This window comes from Bradyrhizobium sp. BWC-3-1 (assembly GCF_032917965.1).
Classification (GTDB): Bacteria; Pseudomonadota; Alphaproteobacteria; order Rhizobiales; family Xanthobacteraceae; genus Bradyrhizobium; species Bradyrhizobium canariense_D.
The window spans coordinates 667368-688736 of the sequence record NZ_CP136625.1 but is presented as its reverse complement, the minus strand read 5'-3'; the positions used below and the strand labels follow the sequence as shown (position 1 = coordinate 688736).

Annotated in this window: 24 protein-coding genes; 15 read left to right on the top strand and 9 right to left on the bottom strand. The window is 64.4% G+C overall.

The features are described 5' to 3' along the window. The first annotated feature begins 111 nt into the window (after positions 1-111). From RX329_RS03285 to RX329_RS03245, 9 genes are all read left to right on the top strand, one after another. Positions 112-957 (top strand): transporter substrate-binding domain-containing protein, encoded by an 846-nt coding sequence (locus RX329_RS03285; protein WP_085351589.1) that lies wholly within the window; start codon positions 112-114, stop codon positions 955-957. 124 nt (positions 958-1081) lie between these two features. Then, entirely contained in the window at positions 1082-1744 is a 663-nt protein-coding gene (locus RX329_RS03280; protein WP_018453014.1) for an amino acid ABC transporter permease, read from the top strand. Further along, complete coding sequence (locus tag RX329_RS03275) at positions 1741-2538, top strand: amino acid ABC transporter ATP-binding protein (RefSeq protein ID WP_317245504.1); 798 nt, start codon at positions 1741-1743, stop codon at positions 2536-2538. The genes RX329_RS03280 and RX329_RS03275 overlap by 4 nt, the downstream gene beginning before the upstream one ends. After that, the gene (locus RX329_RS03270) at positions 2538-3293 is read left to right on the top strand and encodes an SDR family NAD(P)-dependent oxidoreductase (RefSeq protein ID WP_085358793.1); all 756 of its coding nucleotides are present in this window, start codon (positions 2538-2540) and stop codon (positions 3291-3293) included. Before RX329_RS03275 ends, RX329_RS03270 begins: the two co-directional genes overlap by 1 nt. After that, positions 3290-4417: a muconate cycloisomerase family protein gene (locus tag RX329_RS03265; protein ID WP_085358795.1), complete on the top strand. Its 1128-nt coding sequence runs from the start codon at positions 3290-3292 to the stop codon at positions 4415-4417. The genes RX329_RS03270 and RX329_RS03265 overlap by 4 nt, the downstream gene beginning before the upstream one ends. Positions 4418-4692: 275 nt before the next feature. Next, positions 4693-5112, top strand: a complete 420-nt coding sequence (locus tag RX329_RS03260; protein WP_018453010.1) for an HIT domain-containing protein — start codon at positions 4693-4695, stop codon at positions 5110-5112. Positions 5113-5123: 11 nt separating this feature from the next. Continuing rightward, positions 5124-6062, top strand: a complete 939-nt coding sequence (gene nudC / locus RX329_RS03255) for an NAD(+) diphosphatase (protein WP_018453009.1) — start codon at positions 5124-5126, stop codon at positions 6060-6062. Between the two features lie 7 nt (positions 6063-6069). Beyond that, the gene (locus RX329_RS03250) at positions 6070-7023 is read left to right on the top strand and encodes a sugar kinase (RefSeq protein WP_085358797.1); all 954 of its coding nucleotides are present in this window, start codon (positions 6070-6072) and stop codon (positions 7021-7023) included. A 67-nt stretch (positions 7024-7090) separates the two neighbouring features. Next, positions 7091-7600, top strand: coding sequence for an Lrp/AsnC family transcriptional regulator (locus tag RX329_RS03245; protein ID WP_018453007.1), 510 nt, complete (start codon positions 7091-7093; stop codon positions 7598-7600). Positions 7601-7745: 145 nt separating this feature from the next. Here the strand turns inward: RX329_RS03245 and RX329_RS03240 are convergent, their stop codons facing one another. The 6 genes from RX329_RS03240 to RX329_RS03215 form a co-directional block, all read right to left on the bottom strand. Continuing rightward, a complete protein-coding gene (locus tag RX329_RS03240) occupies positions 7746-9245 on the bottom strand; it encodes a phosphomannomutase/phosphoglucomutase (RefSeq protein ID WP_317245503.1) in 1500 nt (499 codons plus the stop codon). 190 nt (positions 9246-9435) lie between these two features. After that, on the bottom strand, positions 9436-9945 hold the full coding sequence (locus RX329_RS03235; protein WP_026232438.1) for a TIGR02281 family clan AA aspartic protease: 510 nt from the start codon (positions 9943-9945) through the stop codon (positions 9436-9438). Between the two features lie 260 nt (positions 9946-10205). Further along, positions 10206-11141, bottom strand: coding sequence for a transporter substrate-binding domain-containing protein (locus RX329_RS03230; protein WP_085351597.1), 936 nt, complete (start codon positions 11139-11141; stop codon positions 10206-10208). 91 nt (positions 11142-11232) lie between these two features. Then, positions 11233-11823 (bottom strand): SCO family protein, encoded by a 591-nt coding sequence (locus RX329_RS03225; protein WP_085351598.1) that lies wholly within the window; start codon positions 11821-11823, stop codon positions 11233-11235. Between the two features lie 24 nt (positions 11824-11847). Continuing rightward, the gene (locus RX329_RS03220) at positions 11848-12042 is read right to left on the bottom strand and encodes a hypothetical protein (protein WP_085351669.1); all 195 of its coding nucleotides are present in this window, start codon (positions 12040-12042) and stop codon (positions 11848-11850) included. Positions 12043-12316: 274 nt separating this feature from the next. Next, entirely contained in the window at positions 12317-12787 is a 471-nt protein-coding gene (locus tag RX329_RS03215; protein WP_018453000.1) for a hypothetical protein, read from the bottom strand. A 293-nt stretch (positions 12788-13080) separates the two neighbouring features. Here RX329_RS03215 and RX329_RS03210 point away from each other — a divergent pair, with 293 nt between their 5' ends. The 4 genes from RX329_RS03210 (at position 13081) to RX329_RS03195 (ending at position 16676) form a co-directional block, all read left to right on the top strand. Then, the gene (locus RX329_RS03210) at positions 13081-14739 is read left to right on the top strand and encodes an FAD-binding dehydrogenase (protein WP_026232436.1); all 1659 of its coding nucleotides are present in this window, start codon (positions 13081-13083) and stop codon (positions 14737-14739) included. Next, on the top strand, positions 14740-15660 hold the full coding sequence (locus RX329_RS03205) for an alpha/beta hydrolase family esterase (RefSeq protein WP_085383583.1): 921 nt from the start codon (positions 14740-14742) through the stop codon (positions 15658-15660). 133 nt (positions 15661-15793) lie between these two features. Further along, on the top strand, positions 15794-16144 hold the full coding sequence (locus RX329_RS03200) for a RidA family protein (RefSeq protein ID WP_007599359.1): 351 nt from the start codon (positions 15794-15796) through the stop codon (positions 16142-16144). Positions 16145-16310: 166 nt separating this feature from the next. Then, on the top strand, positions 16311-16676 hold the full coding sequence (locus tag RX329_RS03195; protein ID WP_018452997.1) for a nuclear transport factor 2 family protein: 366 nt from the start codon (positions 16311-16313) through the stop codon (positions 16674-16676). Positions 16677-16748: 72 nt separating this feature from the next. Here RX329_RS03195 and RX329_RS03190 read toward each other — a convergent pair whose 3' ends face one another. Together RX329_RS03190 and RX329_RS03185 are read right to left on the bottom strand one after the other, a co-directional pair. Then, positions 16749-17669 carry an amino acid ABC transporter substrate-binding protein gene (locus tag RX329_RS03190; RefSeq protein ID WP_317245502.1) on the bottom strand — a complete coding sequence of 307 codons (921 nt, stop codon included), beginning with the start codon at positions 17667-17669 and terminating at the stop codon, positions 16749-16751. A gap of 12 nt (positions 17670-17681) precedes the next feature. Continuing rightward, positions 17682-18977 carry a dicarboxylate/amino acid:cation symporter gene (locus tag RX329_RS03185; protein ID WP_027569994.1) on the bottom strand — a complete coding sequence of 432 codons (1296 nt, stop codon included), beginning with the start codon at positions 18975-18977 and terminating at the stop codon, positions 17682-17684. A gap of 207 nt (positions 18978-19184) precedes the next feature. Here RX329_RS03185 and RX329_RS03180 point away from each other — a divergent pair, with 207 nt between their 5' ends. Then, positions 19185-20186, top strand: coding sequence for an NADP-dependent oxidoreductase (locus RX329_RS03180; protein WP_085351601.1), 1002 nt, complete (start codon positions 19185-19187; stop codon positions 20184-20186). A 34-nt stretch (positions 20187-20220) separates the two neighbouring features. On the opposite strand, the gene RX329_RS03175 is transcribed toward RX329_RS03180, so the two are convergent. Continuing rightward, entirely contained in the window at positions 20221-20481 is a 261-nt protein-coding gene (locus tag RX329_RS03175; protein WP_231189770.1) for a hypothetical protein, read from the bottom strand. On the opposite strand from RX329_RS03175, the gene RX329_RS03170 reads away from it, so the two are divergent. After that, complete coding sequence (locus RX329_RS03170) at positions 20480-21184, top strand: cysteine rich repeat-containing protein (protein ID WP_240543210.1); 705 nt, start codon at positions 20480-20482, stop codon at positions 21182-21184. The genes RX329_RS03175 and RX329_RS03170 overlap by 2 nt on opposite strands. Positions 21185-21369: the final 185 nt, after the last annotated feature.

Here is a 21369-nt window from a genome sequence, read left to right as displayed (position 1 = left end):
CATCCGGGCAATTCCTGGTCTGCCCAGCCGATAGGCTGTGCTTTCACTGCCGGAGGCGCCTTGGTAAGAACGCTGCCGGAACTTCTTCCAACAGAAAAGCGATTGATCCCAATGGTTACACGTCGTGATGTTGCATCGATTGTCGGACTTGGCGCGATTGGCGCGGCGACGCTGGCCTCCCCTGCCGTGGCGCAGACCGTCGATACCAACGAATCGACCTTCGCCCGCATCCGCCGCACCAAGAAGATGCGGATCGGCGCGGTCGGCGGCGGCGCGCCCTATTACATGAAGGATCTTTCGACCGGCCAGTGGAAAGGCTTTTACGTCGACATCGCCAAGGCGCTCGCCGAGGACATGGAGGCCGAGCTCGAGATCACCGAGACCACCTGGGGCAATTCGGTGCTCGACCTCCAGTCCAACAAGATCGACATCTTCTTCGGCCTCAACCCGACCCCGAAGCGCGCGCTGGTGGTCGACTTCTCGGTGCCGGTCTTCAACAACGCCTTCGGCATCCTCTGCAAGAAGGACTTCAAGCCGAAGAGCTGGGCCGAGCTGAACTCGCCCGACGTCAAGATCGCGGTCGACCAGGGCTCCTCGCACGACCAGGTCGTGAGCCGCCTGACGCCGAAGGCGCAGATCTCGCGGCTGAAGACCGCCGACGACGCCACCGCCGCGCTCCAGACCGGCCGCGTCGACGCGCAGTGCCTGATCACCATGCTGTCGCTCACGGTGCTGAAGAAAAATCCCTCGCTGGGCCAGTTCGTGCTGCCGACGCCGATCTTTGCTACCACGTCGAACGCCGGCTTCCGCCGCGAGACCGACAAGACCTGGCGCGACTACGTCAACACCTGGATCGACTTCAACAAGGGCCTCGGCTTCATTCGCAACGCCATCATCACCAACATGGAGCTGGTGGGCGTGACCGAGGCGGACATTCCGCCGGGCGTTTCGCTGTAGTCTTCCACTGTCATTCCGGGGCGCCCAAAGGGCGAACCCGGAATCTCGAGATTCCGGGCTCGATGCTTCGCATCGCCCCGGACGACAATGCCGGCGGTCAAGGCGTTCGACGAGTAACACACGCATGTATCAGTGGGACTTCGGCATCCTCTGGAGCTATCGCTGGCTCTTTCTCAACGGGCTCGGCGTCACCGTAGGCTTCACCGTGGTTATCGTCGTGCTCGGCCTCGTCTTCGGCCTGTTCGGCGCGTTCGGTACCCTGTCGCGCTTTCGCGCGGTGCGCCTGCTCGCGCTGACTTTCATCGAGGCGTTCCGCTGCACGCCGATCCTGGTGCAGCTGATCTGGTTCTATTACGCGCTGCCGATCCTGGCCGGTGTCGAGATGACGCCGATCACGGCTTCCGCACTGGCGCTCTCGCTCTACGGCGGCTCGTTCTATTCGGAGATCATCCGCGGCGGCATCATCTCGATCGACCGCGGCCAGTCCGAAGCCGGTGCCGCGCTCGGTATGACCCCGGGACAGAGCATGCGGCGCATCGTGCTGCCGCAGGCGATCAAGCGCATGATCCCGGCGCTGATGAACCAGTCGATCATCCAGTTCAAGAACACCTCGCTGGTCTCGGTGCTGGCGGTGCCTGATCTGGTCTATCAGAGCCAGGTCGCCGCCCATGACAGCTACCGTCCGCTGGAAACCTACACCGCCGTCGCGGTCGCCTATGCGGCGATCCTGATCCCCCTGACCATCATGGTCCGGCGCGGCGAGAAGCGACTGGCGGTCGGCGAATGAGCGACACCTCTTCCAAGATCGAGATCCGGGCGCTGCGCAAAAGCTTTGGCAGCAACGAGGTTTTGAAGAGCATCAGCCTGGATGTCGCGAAGGGCGGCGTCGTGGCGCTGATCGGCCCGTCCGGCTCCGGCAAGTCGATGCTGCTCCGCTGCATCAACCTCCTGGTGACGCCCGACGGCGGCAGCGTTCGCGTCGGCGACACCCGCTTTTCGTTCGGCGAGGGTACGAAGCTCCCCGATGTGAAGACGCTGGCCAAATTCCGTACCACCACCGGCATGGTGTTCCAGCATTTTAATCTGTTCCCGCACATGACGATGCTGCAGAACGTGATGGAGGGACCGGTCACGGTGCGGCGCATGGCCAAGGCGGACGCCGAGAAGCTGGCGCGGGCCCAACTCGCGAAGGTGGGCCTTGCAGAGAAGGCCGACCAATATCCGGCAACGCTCTCCGGCGGACAGAAGCAGCGCGTCGCGATTGCGCGGGCGCTCGCCATGGAGCCGGACGTGATGCTGTTCGACGAGGTCACCTCCGCGCTCGATCCCGAGCTTGTCGGCGAGGTCTTGAACGTCATGCAGCAGCTGGCGTCGGAGGGCATGACCATGGTGATCGTCACCCACGAGATCGCCTTTGCCCGCGAAGTCGCCGACCGTCTGATCTTCATGCGCGACGGCGTCGTGGTCGAGGAAGGCCCGGCGCGACAGGTGATCGACAATCCGCAGGAAGGAGCGACGCGCGCGTTCCTCAGCCATTTCCACCGCACCGGCGCGCTGCCGCCGGTTACAACGGCATCGTGATGTCCGAAATCGATCGCGTCTATCTCGTCACCGGCGCCGCCAGCGGCATCGGCCGCGCCACCGCAAAACTGCTCGCGGGGCCCGGCACTGCGCTGCTGCTGCACACGCGCTCCAACGCAGCCGGCCTCGACGCCACGGCGGCGGAAGCCGAAGCGCAAGGCGCGATCGTCGCAAAATGCCTCGGCGATCTCGCCGAGGAGACCGCGGCCACCGACGCCGTCGCCGCTACGCAACGTGCCTTCGGCCGGCTCGACGGATTGATCCTGGTCGGCGGCCATGCCCGGCGCGGCAGCGCCATCGGTACGCCGGCGGATCAGTTCCGCAAGGCAATGGACGAATCGGCGCTGGCGTTCACACGGTTGGTGGACGCCGCGCTGCCGCTGCTGCGTGCAGGGCGAGATTCGCGGATCGTGGCGGTGTCGTCGTTCGTCGCTCACACGATCCGGCCGGAGTTCGCGCCCTTTGCAGCGACGGCCGCGAGCCGCTCCGCGCTCGAAGCGCTGGTGCGGCTCACCGCAGTCGAACTCGCCAGGGAGGGCATCACCGTCAACGCCGTCGCGCCGGGCCTGATCGTCAAGGACAAGCCCAGCGAAAGCCGGCTTACACCCGAGCAGATCGCCGCGACCGAGGCGCTGATTCCGATGGGCCGCCGCGGGCGACCGGAGGAAGTCGCCGAGATCATCGCCTTCCTGGCATCCCCAAAAGCATCCTACGTCACCGGCCAGGTCTGGCACGTCAATGGAGGCCTGACATGACCGAAGCCACCATCGAACGTCTCAGGCTGTTCCTGATCGAGAGCCCGATCAAGATGGCGCGCCTCCAGGGTGTCGGCAACGTCAAGGGTACGGTGAAGCGCGTGCTGCTCGAGCTCACGTCGAGCGACGGCGTGATCGGCTGGGGCGAGGCGGCACCATGGGAAGTGTTCACGGGAACGCCGGAAGCGGCGTTCGCCGCGCTCGACATCTATTTGCGACCAATCGTACTCGGCAAGCCGGTGCGCCGCATTCGCGCACTGATGGCCGAGCTCGATCGCGCGCTGGTCGGACATGCCGAAGCCAAGGTCGCGATCGAAATGGCGCTGCTCGACATCGTCGGCAAGTCGTCGGGACTTTCGGTCGCCGACCTGCTCGGCGGCCGCGTACGCGACACGATCCCGCTGTCGTTCTCGATCGCCGATCCGGATTTCGCCGCCGATCTCGAACGCATGCGGAAGATGGTTCCGGACGGCAATTTGATCTACAAGGTCAAGACCGGCGTGAAGCCGCATCGCGAGGATCTCGATCATCTCGCGGCGATCCGGAAAGAATTCGGCGACAAGGTCGATCTACGCGTCGATTACAACCAGGCGCTGGCGCCGTTCGGCGCCATCAAAATCCTGCGCGATATCGAGCAGTTTGCGCCGACCTTCATCGAGCAGCCGGTGCCGCGCAAATTTCTCGACGTGATGGCGCAGCTCACCGCGGCGCTGGAAACGCCGGTGCTCGCCGACGAAAGCTGTTTCGACCGCCGCGACATGATGGAGGTGGTGCGCCGCGAGGCGGCAGATGCCGTCTCGATCAAGCTGATGAAGGCCGGCGGCCTGTTCGAGGCGCAGGCGATCATGGCGATCGCTGACATCGCGGGCCTGCCCGGCTATGGCGGCACGCTGTGGGAGGGCGGCATCGGGCTTGCCGCCGGCACGCAGCTGATCGCCGCGACGCCGGGCATCTCGCTCGGCTGCGAATTCTACATGCCGCATCATGTGCTGACCGAGGACGTGCTGGAAGAGCGCGTCGCCAATCGCGGCGGCCACGTCGTGGTGCCGGACGGTGCCGGCCTCGGCATCCGCGTCAGCGAAGCCTCGGTCCGCGCCAATGCGCGGGTGTTGGCGGAGGGGTAAAGGCACGCCCCCACCGTCGTCCTGGCGAAAGCCAGGACCCATTGCCCCAAAGAGAAGTTGCGGCACGAGGTCGGTAACCCCGAATCTTCGCCAAACCCAATCCGATGGTAATGGGTCCTGGATCGGCGCTGCGCTTGTCCAGGACGACGATCGCGTATGCCGCCTCTGCGGAGCGCCATCCTTCCCCAATCAGATTCCGTATCGTATGGTCGCAGCAAATATTCAGGGGTTCCGCCCCGCCATGCCCGATCCCATCGGGCCATCCGGAAACCTTTATGTCCGAACCCGCCTGGTCGCTGCACTCCCGCCTGAAAGAGGACACTATCGACATCGGCGATTTGCCGCTGTGCAAGGTCTTGGTCATCAAGGACGCGCATTATCCCTGGCTGCTGCTGGTGCCGCGACGCGCCGACGCGGTGGAGATCATCGACCTCGACGAGGTGCAGCAGGCGCAATTGATGACGGAGATCTCCCGCGTCTCGCGCGCGCTGAAGGAGATCACCCAATGCGACAAGCTCAACATCGCGGCACTCGGCAACCTCGTGCCGCAGCTTCACGTCCACATCATCGCGCGCCGCACCAGTGACGCCGCCTGGCCGCGGCCGGTCTGGGGCGTGATGCAGCCCTTGGCGCACGACGCCACCGAGGTGCAGAGTTTCATCAGCGCGCTTCGCCGCAAGATCTGGTTGGGTTGAAAGAACAAGAAATGTCAGCATTCGACTCGTTTCCACTGGGACAACCCGCCTTCGTCACCAACATTCTCGACCGCGCCGCGCATCTGCGCCGCGACGACGAAAAGCTGTTCGCGATGGAGCAGAAGCCGTCGTCGCGCGCCTATGTGGTCTATCGCGACTCACTGCTGGTGAAGCGCGAGGGCGACAAAGTGCGCGCGCTGCTCGGAATCGACGAGGCGTTGAAATGCGGCGCCAATCCCGGCACGATCTTCTTAGGCTTGCGCGGCGGCGCCGCGATGTTCGGGATGGGCCTGTCGCAGGCCGCGTCCGAGAAGCTGATCGGGCGCGAGGACTACGCCCTCAGCGAGCTGCGCGGCATGGCGATGCAGGGCGCGGTGCCGCCACAGGAGCTGTCGGCGATCGCGATGGCGAAGTCGATGGTGAGCTGGCATCAGCGCCACGGCTATTGCGCCAATTGCGGCACGCGTACCGCGATGAAGGAAGGCGGCTGGAAGCGGGAGTGCCCGAGTTGCAAGGCCGAGCATTTCCCGCGCACCGACCCTGTCGTGATCATGCACGTCGCCGCCGGCGACAAATGCCTGCTCGGCCGCCAGAAGCAGTTTCCGCCGGGCATGTATTCCTGCCTCGCCGGCTTCGTCGAGGCCGCCGAAACCATCGAGGACGCGGTGCGCCGCGAGATTTTCGAAGAATCCGGGATTCGCTGCACCGAGGTGCAATATTACATGACCCAGCCCTGGCCCTATCCGTCGTCGCTGATGATCGGGTGCAGCGCGCGGGCGGTGAGCGAGGACATCGTCGTCGATCACTCCGAGTTGGAGGATGCGCGCTGGTTCACGCGCGAGGAGGCGGCCTTGATGCTGACGCGGACGCATCCTGACGGGCTCGCCGGCCCGCATCCGTTTGCGATTGCGCATCACCTGCTCGGCCGCTGGGTGCACGACAAGAGCTGAGACGGAGATGGCTGCACCAGGGATCGCGCCGCGCATTCTCTGCATCGGCATTCCCGTGCGCGATCTGACCTTTCGAGTCGAAACCGTGCCCGCGCGCGGCAGCAAGGCGAATGCCAGCCATCTCGCGGAGATTTGCGGCGGCAATGCGCTCAATGCCGCGATCGCTATCGCGCGGCTTGGTGGCCGCGTCGCGTTCGCAGGTCCGATGGGCGATGCGCAGGAGACGTCGAGCGGCTTCATTCTCGACCGCATGACATCCGAAAATATCGACACGAGCCATATCGTGCGCATACCTGATGCGAGCACGCCCGTCTCTGCCATCATCATTGACGCGGCGGGCGAGCGAACGCTCACGATCTATCGCGATCCGGCCCTGTGGACAGTCGAGCTGCCCGACGCCGACAGGCTGCTCGCCGATTGCCGGGCGGTTCTCGTCGAAAGCCGCTGCGCCGCGTTCTGCACGGACCTCTGCACCGAGGCACGCCGGCGCGGCATTGCCGTCGTCGTCGGCGTCGATCGCGCGATGTCGTTGCAGGACGGCCTGCTCGCGACCGCCTCGCATCTGCTGTTCGCCAGTGACCAGTTGCAGGAGACAGCCGGCATCCCCGATGACGGCGCGGCATTGAAGCGCCTGGCCGCGCTCACGCCCGCCTTCCTCGCCGCCACCCGCGGTCCGTATGGCACGATCTGGCTGAACGAGACCGGCGCATTGGAGCAGACGCCGGCCTTCCCGGTTCAGGCCGTCGATACGCTCGGCGCCGGCGACGTCTTCCATGGCGCCTTCACGCTTCGCTTCGCCGAAGGTGGCGGCGTGCGGCAGGCGCTGCGATTCGCCGCGGCCGCCGCGGCGCTGAAATGCACCCGTCATGGTGGCGGCCTGGCCGCCCCGCAACGCGTTGAAGTTGAAGAGCTTTTGAGCATGTCGCCGGCGGCGACGTTGGAGCGGGCGCCAAGATTATAGACTTGCTATAGAAAGATTTTCTCTATATCAGGGAAAACGTCCCTTGAAATGGAACAAAGTTCTTCAAATGACCGATCTCGCCGTCCCACTCCCCGAGACCAGCCGCCGCCTCGACGCCATCGACCGCAAGATTCTGATGGTGCTGCAGGACGATGCCTCCCTCTCCGTCGCCGAGATTGGCGACCGCGTCGGCCTGTCCTCGACCCCCTGCTGGAAGCGCATCCAGCGCTTGGAGGCCGACGGCGTGATTACCAAGCGGGTGGCGCTGGTCGACCAGAACAAGATCGGGCTCGGCATCTCCGTGTTCGTGTCGGTCGAGAGCTCCGACCATTCCGACGCCTGGCTCAAGAGGTTCGCCGACGCCGTCAGCGCCATGCCTGAGGTGATGGAGTTCTATCGCATGGCCGGCGACGTCGATTACATGCTGCGCGTCGTCGTCGCAGACATGCAGGCCTATGACGTGTTCTACAAGAAACTGATCAGCGCCGTGCCGCTGAAGAACGTCACCTCGCGCTTCGCGATGGAGAAGATCAAGTCGGTCACCGCGCTGCCGATCCCGGCTGTGGTTGCGGCTTAAGGCTCACCACACGCAAACTGTCGTCGCCCCGCTTGACCGGGCGATCCAGTATTCCAGAGACGATGATGGGGTACGGATAAGCCGCGGCGTACTGGATGCCCCGGTCTAGCCGGGGCACGACAGCAGGTGAGACTAGCCTCGCGCCTCAAATCTTCTGATTGTACTCGCCGACTTCGGGATGGATGCGCAGCACGCTGTTCACCATCTCGAACATGTCGTGCATGCGCTGCTCGGAGACCGGGCTCTCGACCACGACAACGAGCTCGGGCTTGTTGGAGGAGGCACGCACCAGGCCCCAGCTGCCGTCCTCGACCGTGACGCGGACGCCGTTGACGGTGACGAGATCGCGGATCGACTGGCCGCCGATCTTGGCGCCCTTGGCCTGCAAGGCCTCGAAGTGCTTTACCACCTTGTCGATGACGCCGTATTTGGTCTCGTCGGCGCAATGCGGCGACATCGTCGGCGACGACCAGGTCTTCGGCAGCGCGTTCTTGAGATCGGCCATCGACTTGCCGGGGGCGCGGTCAAGCATATCGCAGATCGCCAGCGCCGAGACGAGACCGTCGTCATAGCCGCGTCCATACGGCTTGTTGAAGAAGAAGTGGCCGGACTTCTCGAAGCCGGCGAGCGCACCCGTCTCATGGGTGCGGCGCTTCATGTAGGAATGGCCGGTCTTCCAGTAGGTGGTTTTTGCACCCTGCTTCTGCAGCACCGGATCGGTGATGAACAGGCCGGTCGACTTCACGTCGACGATGAACTGCGCGTCCTTGTGGATCGCGGACATGTCGCGCGCCAGCATCACGCCGACCTTGTCGGCAAAGATCTCCTCGCCGGTGTTGTCGACGACGCCGCAGCGATCGCCGTCGCCATCGAAGCCGAGACCCACATCGGCCTTGTGCTGCAGCACCGCGTCGCGGATCGCGTGCAGCATCTCCATGTCTTCGGGGTTCGGATTGTATTTCGGGAAGGTGTGGTCGAGCTCGGTGTCGAGCGGGATCACCTCGCAGCCGATCGCCTCCAGCACCTGCGGCGCGAATGCGCCGGCGGTACCGTTGCCGCAGGCCGCGACGACCTTGAGCTTGCGCTTGAGCTTCGGGCGGCTGGTGAGATCGGCGATGTAGCGCGCCGGATAATTCTCGTGGAATTGATAGGAGCCGCCGGCCTTGTTCTTGAACTCGGCGCCCAGCACGATCTCCTTCAGCCGCGTCATCTCGTCGGGACCGAAGGTCAGCGGGCGGTTGGCGCCCATCTTCACGCCGGTCCAGCCATTGTCGTTGTGTGAGGCCGTGACCATGGCGCAGCAGGGCACGTCGAGGTCGAACTGCGCGAAATAGGCCATCGGCGTCACCGCGAGCCCAATGTCGTGCACCTTGCAGCCTGCTGCCATCAGGCCGGAGATCAGCGCATATTTGATCGAGGCCGAATAGCCGCGGAAATCATGACCGGTGACGATCTCCTGGCTGACGCCGAGTTCTGCGATCAGCGCGCCCAGCCCCATGCCGAGCGCCTGGATTCCCATCAGGTTGATTTCCTTCTGGAACAGCCAGCGCGCGTCGTATTCGCGAAAGCCCGTGGCCTTCACCATCGGCTCGGATTCGAAGGCATAGGTGTTGGGCAGCAACACGGATTTCGGCTTGGGGAGCATTGAGACGGTCTCGTGAAAAAGAGCCAGGATTTGATGCAGCCTTAGCGAATGCCGGGCTGCAGCGGAAGGCGGGAATGGCAGCTTATGGATGATAATTGCGGCAGTTTGGTAACGGGGAAATCTGTCCGCGAGAGCGATCGAAATAGAGATTTTCTTGAAATATGTGTCGCCGTCGCCTTTGGGAGGACCTTTACTGCTCCAGCACCATCTGACCGTTGGCGTATTCGAAGCGCCTGAGGCGGGAGAGGAAGGAGAGACCGAGCAGGTTCTCGGACAGTGCTTCGTCGGGCAGCACCATGGCATCGACGTCGCGCACGATTAGGCCGCCGACATCGAGCATGGCGATGCGAGTGCGCGCGGCCTTGATGGTGCCGTTGGCGGTGGAGACGGTGGCGTTGTAATCGCTGCGCGAGGGACGCAGGCCGAAGCGGGCGGCCGAGGTCTCGTTCAGCGCGACCACGGAGGCGCCGGTGTCGACCATGAAGCCGATGCGCTGGCCTTCGATCCGGCCCTCGGTTTGGAAGTGGCCGCGGCCGTCGCGGGGGATGTTGAGGCTGCGGCCGCCGGCCGCCGCGGTGGACGCGACTGCGACCGTACGCGGCACCGACGTCGCCGAGGCGGAGCTCATCCTGTCCGCCATCTGCGCCATGAAGGTGCCGAGGCCGATCATGATCGCCGCGAAGATCATTATGTTACGCATCACACCACTCGAAGCCGAAGCTCGATTTCACCACGCGGAAGGCCGCTCCGCGAGCGACGCTGCGGCCAGAGCGGTGCTATTTTGACGAAAAGGATGAGCGGACGGTTAATGCGCCGGTGTCGCGGATACGACATATGCTCATCCTGAGGTGCCCGCGAAGCGCGGGTCTCGAAGGGCCCGGCCACCAGCGGGGCCGTCATCCTTCGAGACGCTTGCTACGCAAGCTCGTCAGGATGAGGAATTGGCAACGGCGCCTGGGACTAGAACGGGCTCACCGAGAAATACCGCAGCCACAGATCGGTGTAGCGGCCCTTCTCCCAGACGCGGAACATCGCCCAGTTCAGGGCCTGGCGCAGCACGTCGTTGCCCTTGCGCACGGCGATGCCAATGCCCTCGCCGAAGAAACGGCTCTCGACGAAGGGGCCGCCGGAGAAGGCGCAGCAATCGCCGGAATCCGTGCCGTTGATCCAGAACGCGAGCGCGATGGCGTCGCCGAAGATGAAATCGACCTCGCCCTTGCGCAAGGCGCCGCGCATAGCGTCGTCGTTGGGATAGGGGTGCAGCTCGGCGTCGGTGAACAGGGCCTTGAGATAGGCCTCATGCGCGGAGCCGGAGATGACGCCGACCTTCTTGCCTTCGAGATATTCGGGCCGGATCTCCGGCATCACCGCGTCCTTGCGCGAAGCAAAGCGCGCAGGCACGCGGTAATAGGGATCGGTGAAGTCGACCCGGGCGCGGAGCTGCGGACTCACCGCCATCGAGGCGATGATGGCATCGCCCCGGTTGGAGGAGAGCGCATCGACCAGCGTCTCGAAGCGCCGCATCTGCACCGTGCAAGTGACCTTGATCTCCTCGCACAGCGCACGCGCGAAGTCGACGTTGAAGCCGGCCGGATTGCCGTCGGCGCCGGTGTAATTGAACGGCGGATAGTCGGTCTCGGTCAGGAAACGGATCACGGTCAGGCGCGACAGGTCCGGCCGCTCCGGCCGCCGCCGCGGGTCCCAGAAACCCGGCACCGCCTGCGGGGCGGCTTGCGGCGCGACCTGAGGTGAGGCTTGCGGCGCCGTTGGGGGCTGCTTGGCCGGGGCCTGCGCCTGCGCGGACGGCGCAGCAGCGAGCGCGCAGACGCCGACGACCAGCCCGGTCAGCAAGCCACGGGCGGATTTGGACGATTTCGCCTGTTGCGATGGAGCCATCGGCTGAAATGAACGATTTTCGTTGGGATCGGAGGGCCTTATAGCCCATCCGGCCGGGAACGCGAGCGCGGATTGCGGTCAATAGGGGAGCCTACAGATACCGCTTCAACTCCCCTGCGGCTTCTTCCGGCGTGCGCTTCAGGTTGAACGGCGAGACGAAGCGGCCGTCGCGATCCATCAGATAGATCAGCGCCGTGTGGTCCATGGTGTAGTCGCCGTCCTTGGTCGGGACCTTCTTGGCATAGACCCGGTAGGAGGTGATCACCTTGGCGGTCTCGGCAGGATCGCCGCTCAGCCCTTCGAGGTGCGGGTCGAAGCTCGACAGATAATCCTTTATCGCGGCCGGCGTATCGCGCTCGGGATCGACCGAGATGAAGACGGCATTGACCTTGTCGGCGTCCTTGCCCATCGCGCGCAGCACTTCCGAGATCTCGAACAGCGAGGTTGGGCAAACGTCGGGACAATGGGTGTAGCCGAAGAAGATCAGGGTCGGCTTGCCCTTGAGGTTCTTGTCGGTGACGGTCTTGCCGTTCTGGTCGGTGAGCTGGAACGGGCCGCCGATCGCGGCCGGCTGCGCCACCTTGCCGACCCCGCCCATGGCCCAGAATACGATCAGCAGCCCGAGGACGAGGCTTGCGGCGAAGGCGGTCGCGATCACCAGCGGACGGGCGGTAGGGCTCATGAGCGGAAAACTTCCTGTCGCGTGTCAGAAGCAGGCGGCAAGACCGGTCCTGATCATTTCGAAGAACACCTGGCTGCCGTAGTGGAACCAGAGCGCGAGCGCGCCGAGCACGACCAGGCCGCCGACGCCAGCACCTGCCAACAGCAGCACGACCGGCGTCCGGCCGGCAGTGGGCGAATTGTCCGATACAGGATGGGCGGGGTGCAGTGGTTGAGCCATGACAACGATCGGGGTGAAGGGTTCCCTGCCTTTCAAATAGGCGCTGGGACGGGGCCGGGCAAGCGCGGCGGGCGGGCTGGAGAACTTGTGATACGGAGGTTCTCCGTCATGCCCGGGCTTGCGCGGCCGAAGCCGCTTCCGCGAGGCGAAGGCCCGGGCATCCACGTGATTCTCGCCCGGGCCAAAAACGTGGATGGCCGGGACATAGGCGAGCGAAAGCGACGCCCGGCTATGACGAGAATTCAGGGTTGAACGGAAGCAACGACGGCGCGGCCTACCGCGACGATGGCTTGTTGGCCGAGGCCTGCGCGTCGAGGTAGCAAGGCTTGTACATAGCCTGGAGCTGCCGGCCCTTCAGGAAGAGCATATGCGGGGTGAGGCCGCCGCGCTGATTGATCCAGCGCTTCACCTGCGAGGGATACATCGCATAGAGCATCTGGGTCGCTTCGGTATTGGTGACGGCGCGGCCGTTGCTGCCGAAATCCCACGCGGCGTGGAAGCCCAGTGTGGCGTGCGACGTCACGCAGATGCGGTCAGGCGGGATGGCGCCGAGGACGATGGTGCAGGCAGAGGCGCAGAGACCGTCGATGATGACGGTATCGCCCGACTGTCGCAGGTCCTGGTATTTGTCGACGTAGGTTCCGATCCGGCCGCCGCGGTCATCCGCGATCCGAACCACCGCGTGAGAAGCGCCCATGCTCGCGATCAGGAGAACCGCCGCAAGCAACCCCGTCAGAAACTTCATTGGCCCCCGCCCCAGTCGAATTCGAATCTGTGTGTCAGGTGGTGATGCCCTGCTAGGGTCCGTCGTAACCGCGGTTTTGTCTAGGCATGCCGGCTCGCTCAAAACAAATTCAAATCCAGTGTTGCGCCGGCGCTGCACTCAGCCGGTCTTTTTCCCGAAGTGGAACAAGTTAACGATGTCTTACGCGCCGTCCTCTTGATCTCAGTTGCAACCGCCGGCTTCAATCCGGGCAACTACAGGGAGGAACCTGTGGAGGGCGAAACACATGGAGGGGGAAACATATGGCCGAACAGATGGCTGAAGAGACTGACGTCATCGTTGTCGGCGCAGGACTGTCGGGCCTGGTGGCCGCAACCGAGATCGCGGACGCCGGCAAGCGCGTAATCGTGGTCGACCAGGAGGGCGAGCAGTCGCTCGGCGGCCAGGCGTTCTGGTCGTTCGGCGGATTGTTCCTGGTCGATTCGCCGGAGCAGCGCCGGCTCGGCATCAAGGACTCCTTCGACCTCGCGATGCAGGACTGGCTCGGCACCGCCGGCTTCGACCGCGACGAGGATTTCTGGCCGCGGCAATGGGCCGACGCCTATGTGGCGTTCGCGGCCGGCGAGAAGCGTGCATGGCTGCGAGCGATGGGCCATCGCATTTTCCCCGTGGTCGGATGGGCCGAGCGCGGTGGTTATGACGCGATGGGCCACGGCAATTCGGTGCCGCGCTTTCATGTCACCTGGGGCACCGGGCCCGGCATCGTCGAGCCGTTCGAGCGCCGGGCGCGCGAGGCGGTCAGAAGCGGCCGGCTGAGCTTTCGGTTCCGCCATCGCGTCGATGCGCTCTCGATCACCAACGGTACGGTGGATGGCGTCGGCGGCGCCATTCTCGCCCCCGACAATGTCGAGCGCGGCAAGAGTTCGTCGCGCAATGTTGTCGGCGAGTTTGCGTTGAAGGCCCAAGCCGTGATCGTGGCGTCCGGCGGCATCGGCGGCAATCACGAGCTGGTGCGGCAGAACTGGCCGAAGCGACTCGGCGCGCCGCCGAAATTCATGATCTCCGGCGTGCCCGAGCATGTCGACGGCCGCATGATCGGCATCACCGAGAAAGCAGGCGCGCGGCTGATCAACCGCGACCGCATGTGGCATTATGTCGAAGGTATCCAGAACTGGTCACCGATCTGGCCGCGCCACGGCATCCGCATCCTGCCCGGCCCCTCCTCGATGTGGTTCGACGCCACCGGCACGCGCCTGCCGGCGCCGTTGTTTCCCGGCTCCGACACGCTCGGCCAGCTCCAATACATCATGTCCACCGGCTACGATTATTCCTGGTTCATCCTGACCCAGAGCATCATCAAGAAGGAGTTTGCGCTGTCGGGCTCGGAGCAGAATCCCGACCTCACCGGCAAGAGCTGGCGTATGACCATCAAGCGCGCCACCAACAAGGGCGCGCCGGCGCCGGTGGAAGCGTTCAAAAGCCATGGTGTCGACTTCATCGTGCGCGACAAGATCGAGGATCTCGTTGCGGCCATGAACAAGCTGGCCGGCAGCGACCTCCTCAAGCTCGAGCACATCAGGATGCAGATCGAGGCGCGCGACCGAGAGATCGCCAACCCTTACGTCAAGGATGCGCAGGTGATGAACATTCACAATGCGCGGCGCTATATCGGCGACAGACTGATCCGCACCGCCTCCCCTCACCGCATCCTCGATCCCGCGCAAGGGCCGCTGATCGCGGTCAAGCTCAACATCCTCACCCGCAAGACGCTCGGCGGTTTCGAGACCGACCTCTCTTCGCGCGTGTTCGGCGAGGAGGGCAGCGTCATCCCCGGCCTCTATGCAGCCGGCGAAGCCGCCGGCTTCGGCGGCGGCGGCGTGCACGGCTATCGTTCGCTGGAAGGCACGTTCCTCGGCGGCTGCCTGTTCTCGGGCCGCAATGCGGGCCGGGCCGCGGCGAAGGCCGTGGGCTAGATGATGCGGCCGCGGCTGCGCATCGGGGCGTTTGTTGCGGCATTAGCCGCTGCCTCGGCTGCGTCCGCGGATACGATCGATATTGACGGTGTGAAGCGGTCCTACACTGTGCAACTGCCGTCGAAGCGGCTCGTGCCGCTCGTCGTCGTGCTGCACGGCAAGACGCAGCGCGGAGCCGACATGATGACGCGGACGGCGTGGCCGCAGGTCGCAAAGCGCGAAGGGTTTGCGGTGGTCTTTCCTGATGGCCTCAACCACGCATGGGCCGATGCGAGGACCAAGGCGGGACCGGCGCTCCGTGGCCCGCCCGCAGGCACCGACGACGTCGCCTTCATCGCAAAGCTCGTCGAGAAGCTGGTGGCGAACGGCACCGCCGATCCTCGCCGCGTCTATGTCACCGGCATCTCCAATGGCGGCGCCATGGCAATGACGCTGGTCTGCGCCCGCGCCGATCTGTTTGCTGCCGGCGCGAGCGTGAGCATGAACCTCACTGATGAGACCGCTGTCACGTGCCATCCGTCGCGGCCGTTGCCGATGCTGCTGATGAACGGCACCGCCGATCCGCTGGTCCCCTACGAAGGCGGCCGCGGATCGAGCTATTATGCCGCAGACAGTTTTTGGTCCACCGACGAGACGCTTGCGTTCTGGCGCAAGCTCAACGGCTGCGAGACCGATAATGCCGACATGACCGATTTGCCCGACAGGGCGCCAGCAGACCAGTCCACGGTGACGCGGATATCCTCGCGCTGTCCTGAAGGGCACGACGTCGTGCTTTATCGCATCAATCAAGGCGGTCATCGCATGCCCGGATTTTTTCCGGATGCCCGCTTCCCGAAGGTCGCCGCCAGCTTGCTCGGGTCGCAGAACGGCGACATCGACGCAGCCGAAACGATCTGGACGTTCTTCGGCCAGTTTCCCTGAAGTGCAACTCAGGCATCGCCGACGACGCATGCGTGCCTGGCAACGCATGCGTGCCCGGCAACGCATGCGTGCCTGGGGTGGCACAGGGCAAGCCGCTGCGCTAGACAGGGCCGCCATTCAAAGGAGACCCCCAATGAGCATTCAGCGTCTTGAAACCGGCCCGCGCATGAGCCAGGTCGTCGTGCACGGTAACACAGTCTATCTCGCCGGTGTCGTCGCCAACAACGCCGCCGGCGAAAGCGTGACGAAGCAGACCCAGGACATTCTGGCGACTATCGACAGCCATCTCGCCAAGGCCGGCACCGACAAGTCCAAACTTCTTTCGGCCACGATCTACATCACCGACATGAAGACGTTTGGCGAGATGAACGCGGTGTGGGACGCCTGGGTCTCGCCCGGCAACACGCCGGCACGCGCCACCGTCGAAGCCAAGCTCGCGGCGGCACAATACACCGTCGAAATCATGGTCACGGCGGCCAAGTAAGTTCGCGACAAACATTTGCGCGCGCTTGTCGGCGCATGATCCGATCCGGAAACCGCTTCACACTTTCCCGCATCATGCGCATGACCTCCGAGGTAATCGATCAGCGCGCGCAAACCTTCGATAATCATGTCAGCCGAACGACACGGCGCCATCGAAGGAGACGACAATGACCGATCCCATCACCATCGCTCGCCGCTACATCGATCTCTGGAACGAACGTGCAGCTGACCGCCGGCGCGAACTGCTGAGCCAGAACTGGACGGCGGATGCGAGCTATGTCGATCCCCTGATGAAGGGCGACGGCCATGACGGCGTCGATGCGCTGATCGCAGGCGTGCAGCAGCGCTTCCCTGATTTCAAATTCAAGCTGATCGGCGAGCCCAACGGCTACGGCGACCATGTCCGCTTCAGTTGGGGCCTTGGTCCTGACGGCATCGACAGCCCGATCAAGGGGACGGATTTCGCCGTGCTGAAGGACGGCCGTATCAGGAGCATCACGGGATTTCTGGACCAGGTGCCCGCCGGCACGTGAGCGCGCGCTGCTCGTTGCTGCGCCCTCTCCCCCGGTAAGGGAGAGGGCACACTTTCGTTCGTCGCACAGGCGCTAGTTATTCGCGCTCGCGGAATCGTCCATCGCCTTGAAGGCTTCCTCCAGCTGCAGCGAGATCGGCACGTTCAGCCGTTCGCCGGTCGGAAGCCGTGCGGTGAACCATTTGTTGTAGAGCGGAACGAGGTCGTGGTTGGAGCCGAGCTTGCGGAAAGTGCGATCGACCACCGCCGCCAGTTGCGGTTCGCCCTTGCGGAACATGATGCCGTAGGGGTCGTAGGACAGGTAATCGCCGGTGACGCGGAACTTGTCCTGTGCCTTGTGACGCACGATCAGGCTGGACAGCAGGATGTCGTCGGTCGCGAACGCATCGGCCCTGCCGTCGACGAGCATCTGGTATGACTGTTCGTGATCGGCACCGACAACGATGTTCAGTCCCAACGATGACTTCTTGTCGGCCGCCTGGATCGCCTGCTCGTTGGTGGTGCCCTTCGTCACCACGACGGTCTTGCCCTTCAGATCAGTCAGTGACTGGACGCTGGACGCCTTCGACACCATCAGCTTGGTGCCGGCGACGAACATCAGCGGCGAGAAGGCGACGCGCTTGCCGCGCTCGGCATTGGCCGTGGTCGAGCCGCATTCCAGGTCGATCTTGTTCTGGAGCACGGCGTCGATGCGGTCATCGGAGGTGACCTTGACGTAGGCGATCTTCAGATTGGGATCGTCGACCTCGACGCCGATCTCCTCGACAATAGCCTCGCAAAGCTCGAGGCTGTAGCCGATCGGCCGGTTGGCCTGGTCGAGGAAGGAGAACGGCGGCGAGCTCTCGCGATAGCCGAGGCGCACGGTGTGCGCGGTCTTGATCGCCGACAGCGTCGGGCTAAGCCCTTCGCTGCCACCGGTCTGGGCGGAGGCACCCGTGGCCAGCAGGCACGCTGCCAGCAACAGGCCGCCCGATATCGCTATTGAAAGGCGCATGATGCACTCCGATCAATGGCCGGCCATCGCAGGCACTTCGCCGGGGATCATGTCCCCCGGCACGGCATCGCCAGGTTCAAGCTCGTGCTCGGGCCCGAGCTCGCCTTCCCACTTGGCCACGACCGAGGTCGCGAGCGTGTTGCCGATCACGTTGGTGGCGCTGCGGCCCATGTCGAGGAACGTGTCGATGCCCATGATCATCAACAGCCCCGCCTCGGGGATGCCGAACTGCGAGAGCGTCGAGGCGATCACCACGAGGGAGGCGCGCGGCACGCCGGCCACGCCCTTCGAGGTGATCATCAGCGTTGCCAGCATCGCGAGCTGGGTGCCGAGCGGCATGTCGATGTGATAGCTCTGCGCGATGAAGACGCTCGCGAAGGTGCAGTACATCATCGTGCCGTCGAGATTGAAGGAATAGCCGAGCGGCAGCACGAAGCTCGATATCCGCGACGAGGCGCCGAACTTGTTCAACCCCTCCAGAGTTTTCGGATACGCCGCTTCCGAGCTCGCGGTGGAGAACGCGATCATCAGCGGCTCGCGGATCAGCTTCAGCAGATGGGCGTAGCGCGGCCCGATCACGATGAAGCCCACGACCACGAGGATGCCCCACAGGAGCGCGAGCGAGAGATAGAAGCCACCCATGAAGACGATGAGCTTCCAGAGCACCAGCAGGCCGTTCTTGGCCACCGTCGCGGTGATGGCGGCCCAGACCGCGAACGGCGCGAACAGCATCACATAGCCCGTCACCTTGAGCATGATGTGGCCGATGTCGTCGATCAGCGCCAGGATCGGCTTGGAGCGCTCGGGCATCGAGCCCATCGCCACCGAGAAGAACACGGCGAAGATCACGATCTGCAGGATCTCGTTCTGCGCCATCGCATCCGCGATCGAGGTCGGGATCAGATGGGTCAGGAATTTTTCGATCGAGAAGGCGGAAACCGGCAGGCCGGTCGACTGCGCCTTGTCAGGCAGCGTACCCGGGAAATTCGCGCCGGGCTGAAGCAGATTGACCATCACGAGGCCGAGCATCAGCGAGACGAAAGAGGCGCTGACGAACCAGCCCATGGTCTTGGCGAAGATGCGGCCGAGCTTGGAGCCCGAGCCCATATGAGCAATGCCGCCGACCAGGGTCGCAAATACCAGCGGCGCGATGATCATCTTGATCAGGCGCAGGAAAATCACGGCGATCAGGTTGATGGACGAGGCCCAGTCGCCCCGCGTGTCGGGCAGGAAATTGTAGATCGCCGCGCCCATGATGATGCCGAGCACCATCGCCACCAGAATGAATTGCGTAAACCTGTTCGACATTGAACACCCCCGCTACACCGACCGCTTCATGATGTCGCAGATATGACGACTGCGCAACACGCTTGGCGTGCGATCGTCGGGCGGATGTTCCCGTTGCGAAACTGGCGCCCGCGATCTAGCCTTCATGCAGCGCACAACGAAAGCGGCTTGCACGTTTTTCTTGCGGCCGCTGCATCAATAATCGTCAAACGACCGAGGGGAAACATCATGAGCGGCAGCATCAATCGTCAGATTCTTTTGGTGGAAAAGCCCAGCGGCAAGCTCGGTCCCGAGCACTTCAAGCTGGTCGAAGGTGCGGTGCCCGAGCCGAAGGACGGCGAGGCCTTGCTGCGCGTGCGTTACATCTCGCTCGACGCCGCCAACCGCGCCTGGATGCACGGCGCGACCTATCGTTCAGCGGTGGAGGCCAACAGCGTGATGGCCGGCGGCGCCATCGCCGAGGTCATCAGCTCGAAGGCGCCGGAGCTTGCGCCGGGCGACATCGTGTTCGGCGACACCGGCTGGCAGGAGTTGGCGACAGTGCCCGCCAAGCATCTCACCAAGATGCCGAAGCTCGAGCCGATGACGCATCTGCTCAGCGTGTTCGGCATTGCCGGCCTCACCGCCTATTTCGGCCTGCTGGAGATCGGCAAGCCCAGAGAGGGCGAGACGGTCGTGGTCTCCGCGGCCGCGGGCTCGGTCGGCTCGATCGTCGGGCAAATCGCGAAGATCAAGGGATGCCGGGTCATCGGCATCGCCGGCGGCGCCGACAAGTGCAGCTGGCTGACCTCCGAACTCGGCTTCGATGCCGCCGTCGACTACAAGGACGGCGCGGTGTTCAAGGCGTTGCGCGCGGCGGCTCCGAAGGGCATCGATGTCTATTTCGACAATGTCGGCGGCGACATTCTCGAAGCCTGCCTGCCGCAGATGAACAATTACGGCCGCATCGCCTGCTGCGGTGCGATCTCGCAATATGACGGCGCGCCCTCGGCACACGGCCCGCGCGGCGTGCCCGGCCTGATCGTGGTGAAGCGGCTCGTCATGCAAGGCTTCATCGTGATGGACTACATGAAAGAGAGTCAGCGAGCGCTCGCCGACCTCCAGGCCTGGGTCACATCCGGCAAGCTGAAGGTGCAGGAGGACATCATCGACGGCCTCGAGAACACGCCGAAGGCGCTGATCGGATTGCTGGCGGGCGAGAACCGCGGCAAGCGCATGATCAAGCTCTGACGACGTAGTTACGTCGCAATTGCAAAGCCAATATCTACTTGCGGTAGAGGTCGCGGCGGCCAATGATGTCGCGCGCGGCATCACCCGCGACGATTGTTTGCATCACGTTTGAAAAAATTGTCGGCGTTGCCGACAGGGCAGGAATTACTCGGATGTTCAACACGTTGAAACATGCGTCGGCACGCGGGGCGTTGCTGGCGGCGGCTCTCTTCGCAACTGCAGCAGGCGCATTCGCACAAGCGCCGACCGAGGCGCAGAAGAGCGCGATCCGCTCCGCATGCCGCTCGGATTTCATGGCGCACTGCGCGAGCGTCACGCCCGGCGGCGTGGAAGCCTATCAATGCCTGCAGAAGAACATGTCCAGCCTGTCCTCGGGATGCCAAACCGCGGTTCGCGCTGTCGAGCCTGCTGCGGCGCCGAAGACCGAGGCTGCACCCAAAGAGGCTGCACCCAAAGAGGCTCCACCCAAGGCGGAGGCCGCGCCTGCCGCGCCGAAGGCTGAAACCGCCCCCGCCGCAAAGCCGGCATCTGGAGCAGCGCCGAAGGCCGCGGCAGCCAAACAGCCGAGCAGCGCGCAGGTCGCTGCCGTCAAGAGCGCGTGCCGCGCCGATTATCCCAAGGTGTGCGCCAGCGTGCCGCCAGGCGGCGCGCCTGCGCTCGAATGCCTCGAGAAGAACAAGGCAAAGGTTTCGCCGGCCTGCGAGAAGGCCGTGAGCGCCGCGGCCGGCGGCGGTGGCACGGCAGCAACGGCGGCACCTCCGGGCGCGGCTCCCGCGGCGGCGGCAGCACCGGCAGCCGCGCCCGCCGTGATCGCGTTGCGCCCGCTGCGGCCGCGCGAAGAGCTGTTCATCGTCCGCTCCGCCTGCGGTGCCGACATCCGCACGCTGTGCGCCGGCGTAGCGCCTGGCGGCGGCCGCATCGTGCAGTGCATCGCCAGCAACGCCGCGTCGCTGTCACCTGCCTGCAAGGACGTGCTGGCGCCGTTCGCGGCACGCTAGAGAAGCGTGCCATCCGGCGGTCCGCTGCACCACCGTGCTCGTGGGCGGCGTACGGGTGAAGCGCTGCGTCTGACGGGGCGGATGGCCAAGCCGCCACGGTTTGGCTATGCTTCGCAAGGTCACTGCTTCGGACACGCGCCAAACGCGCGTCCGGACGTGAGCTGTGGTGTGCCGCGCGGCTTGCC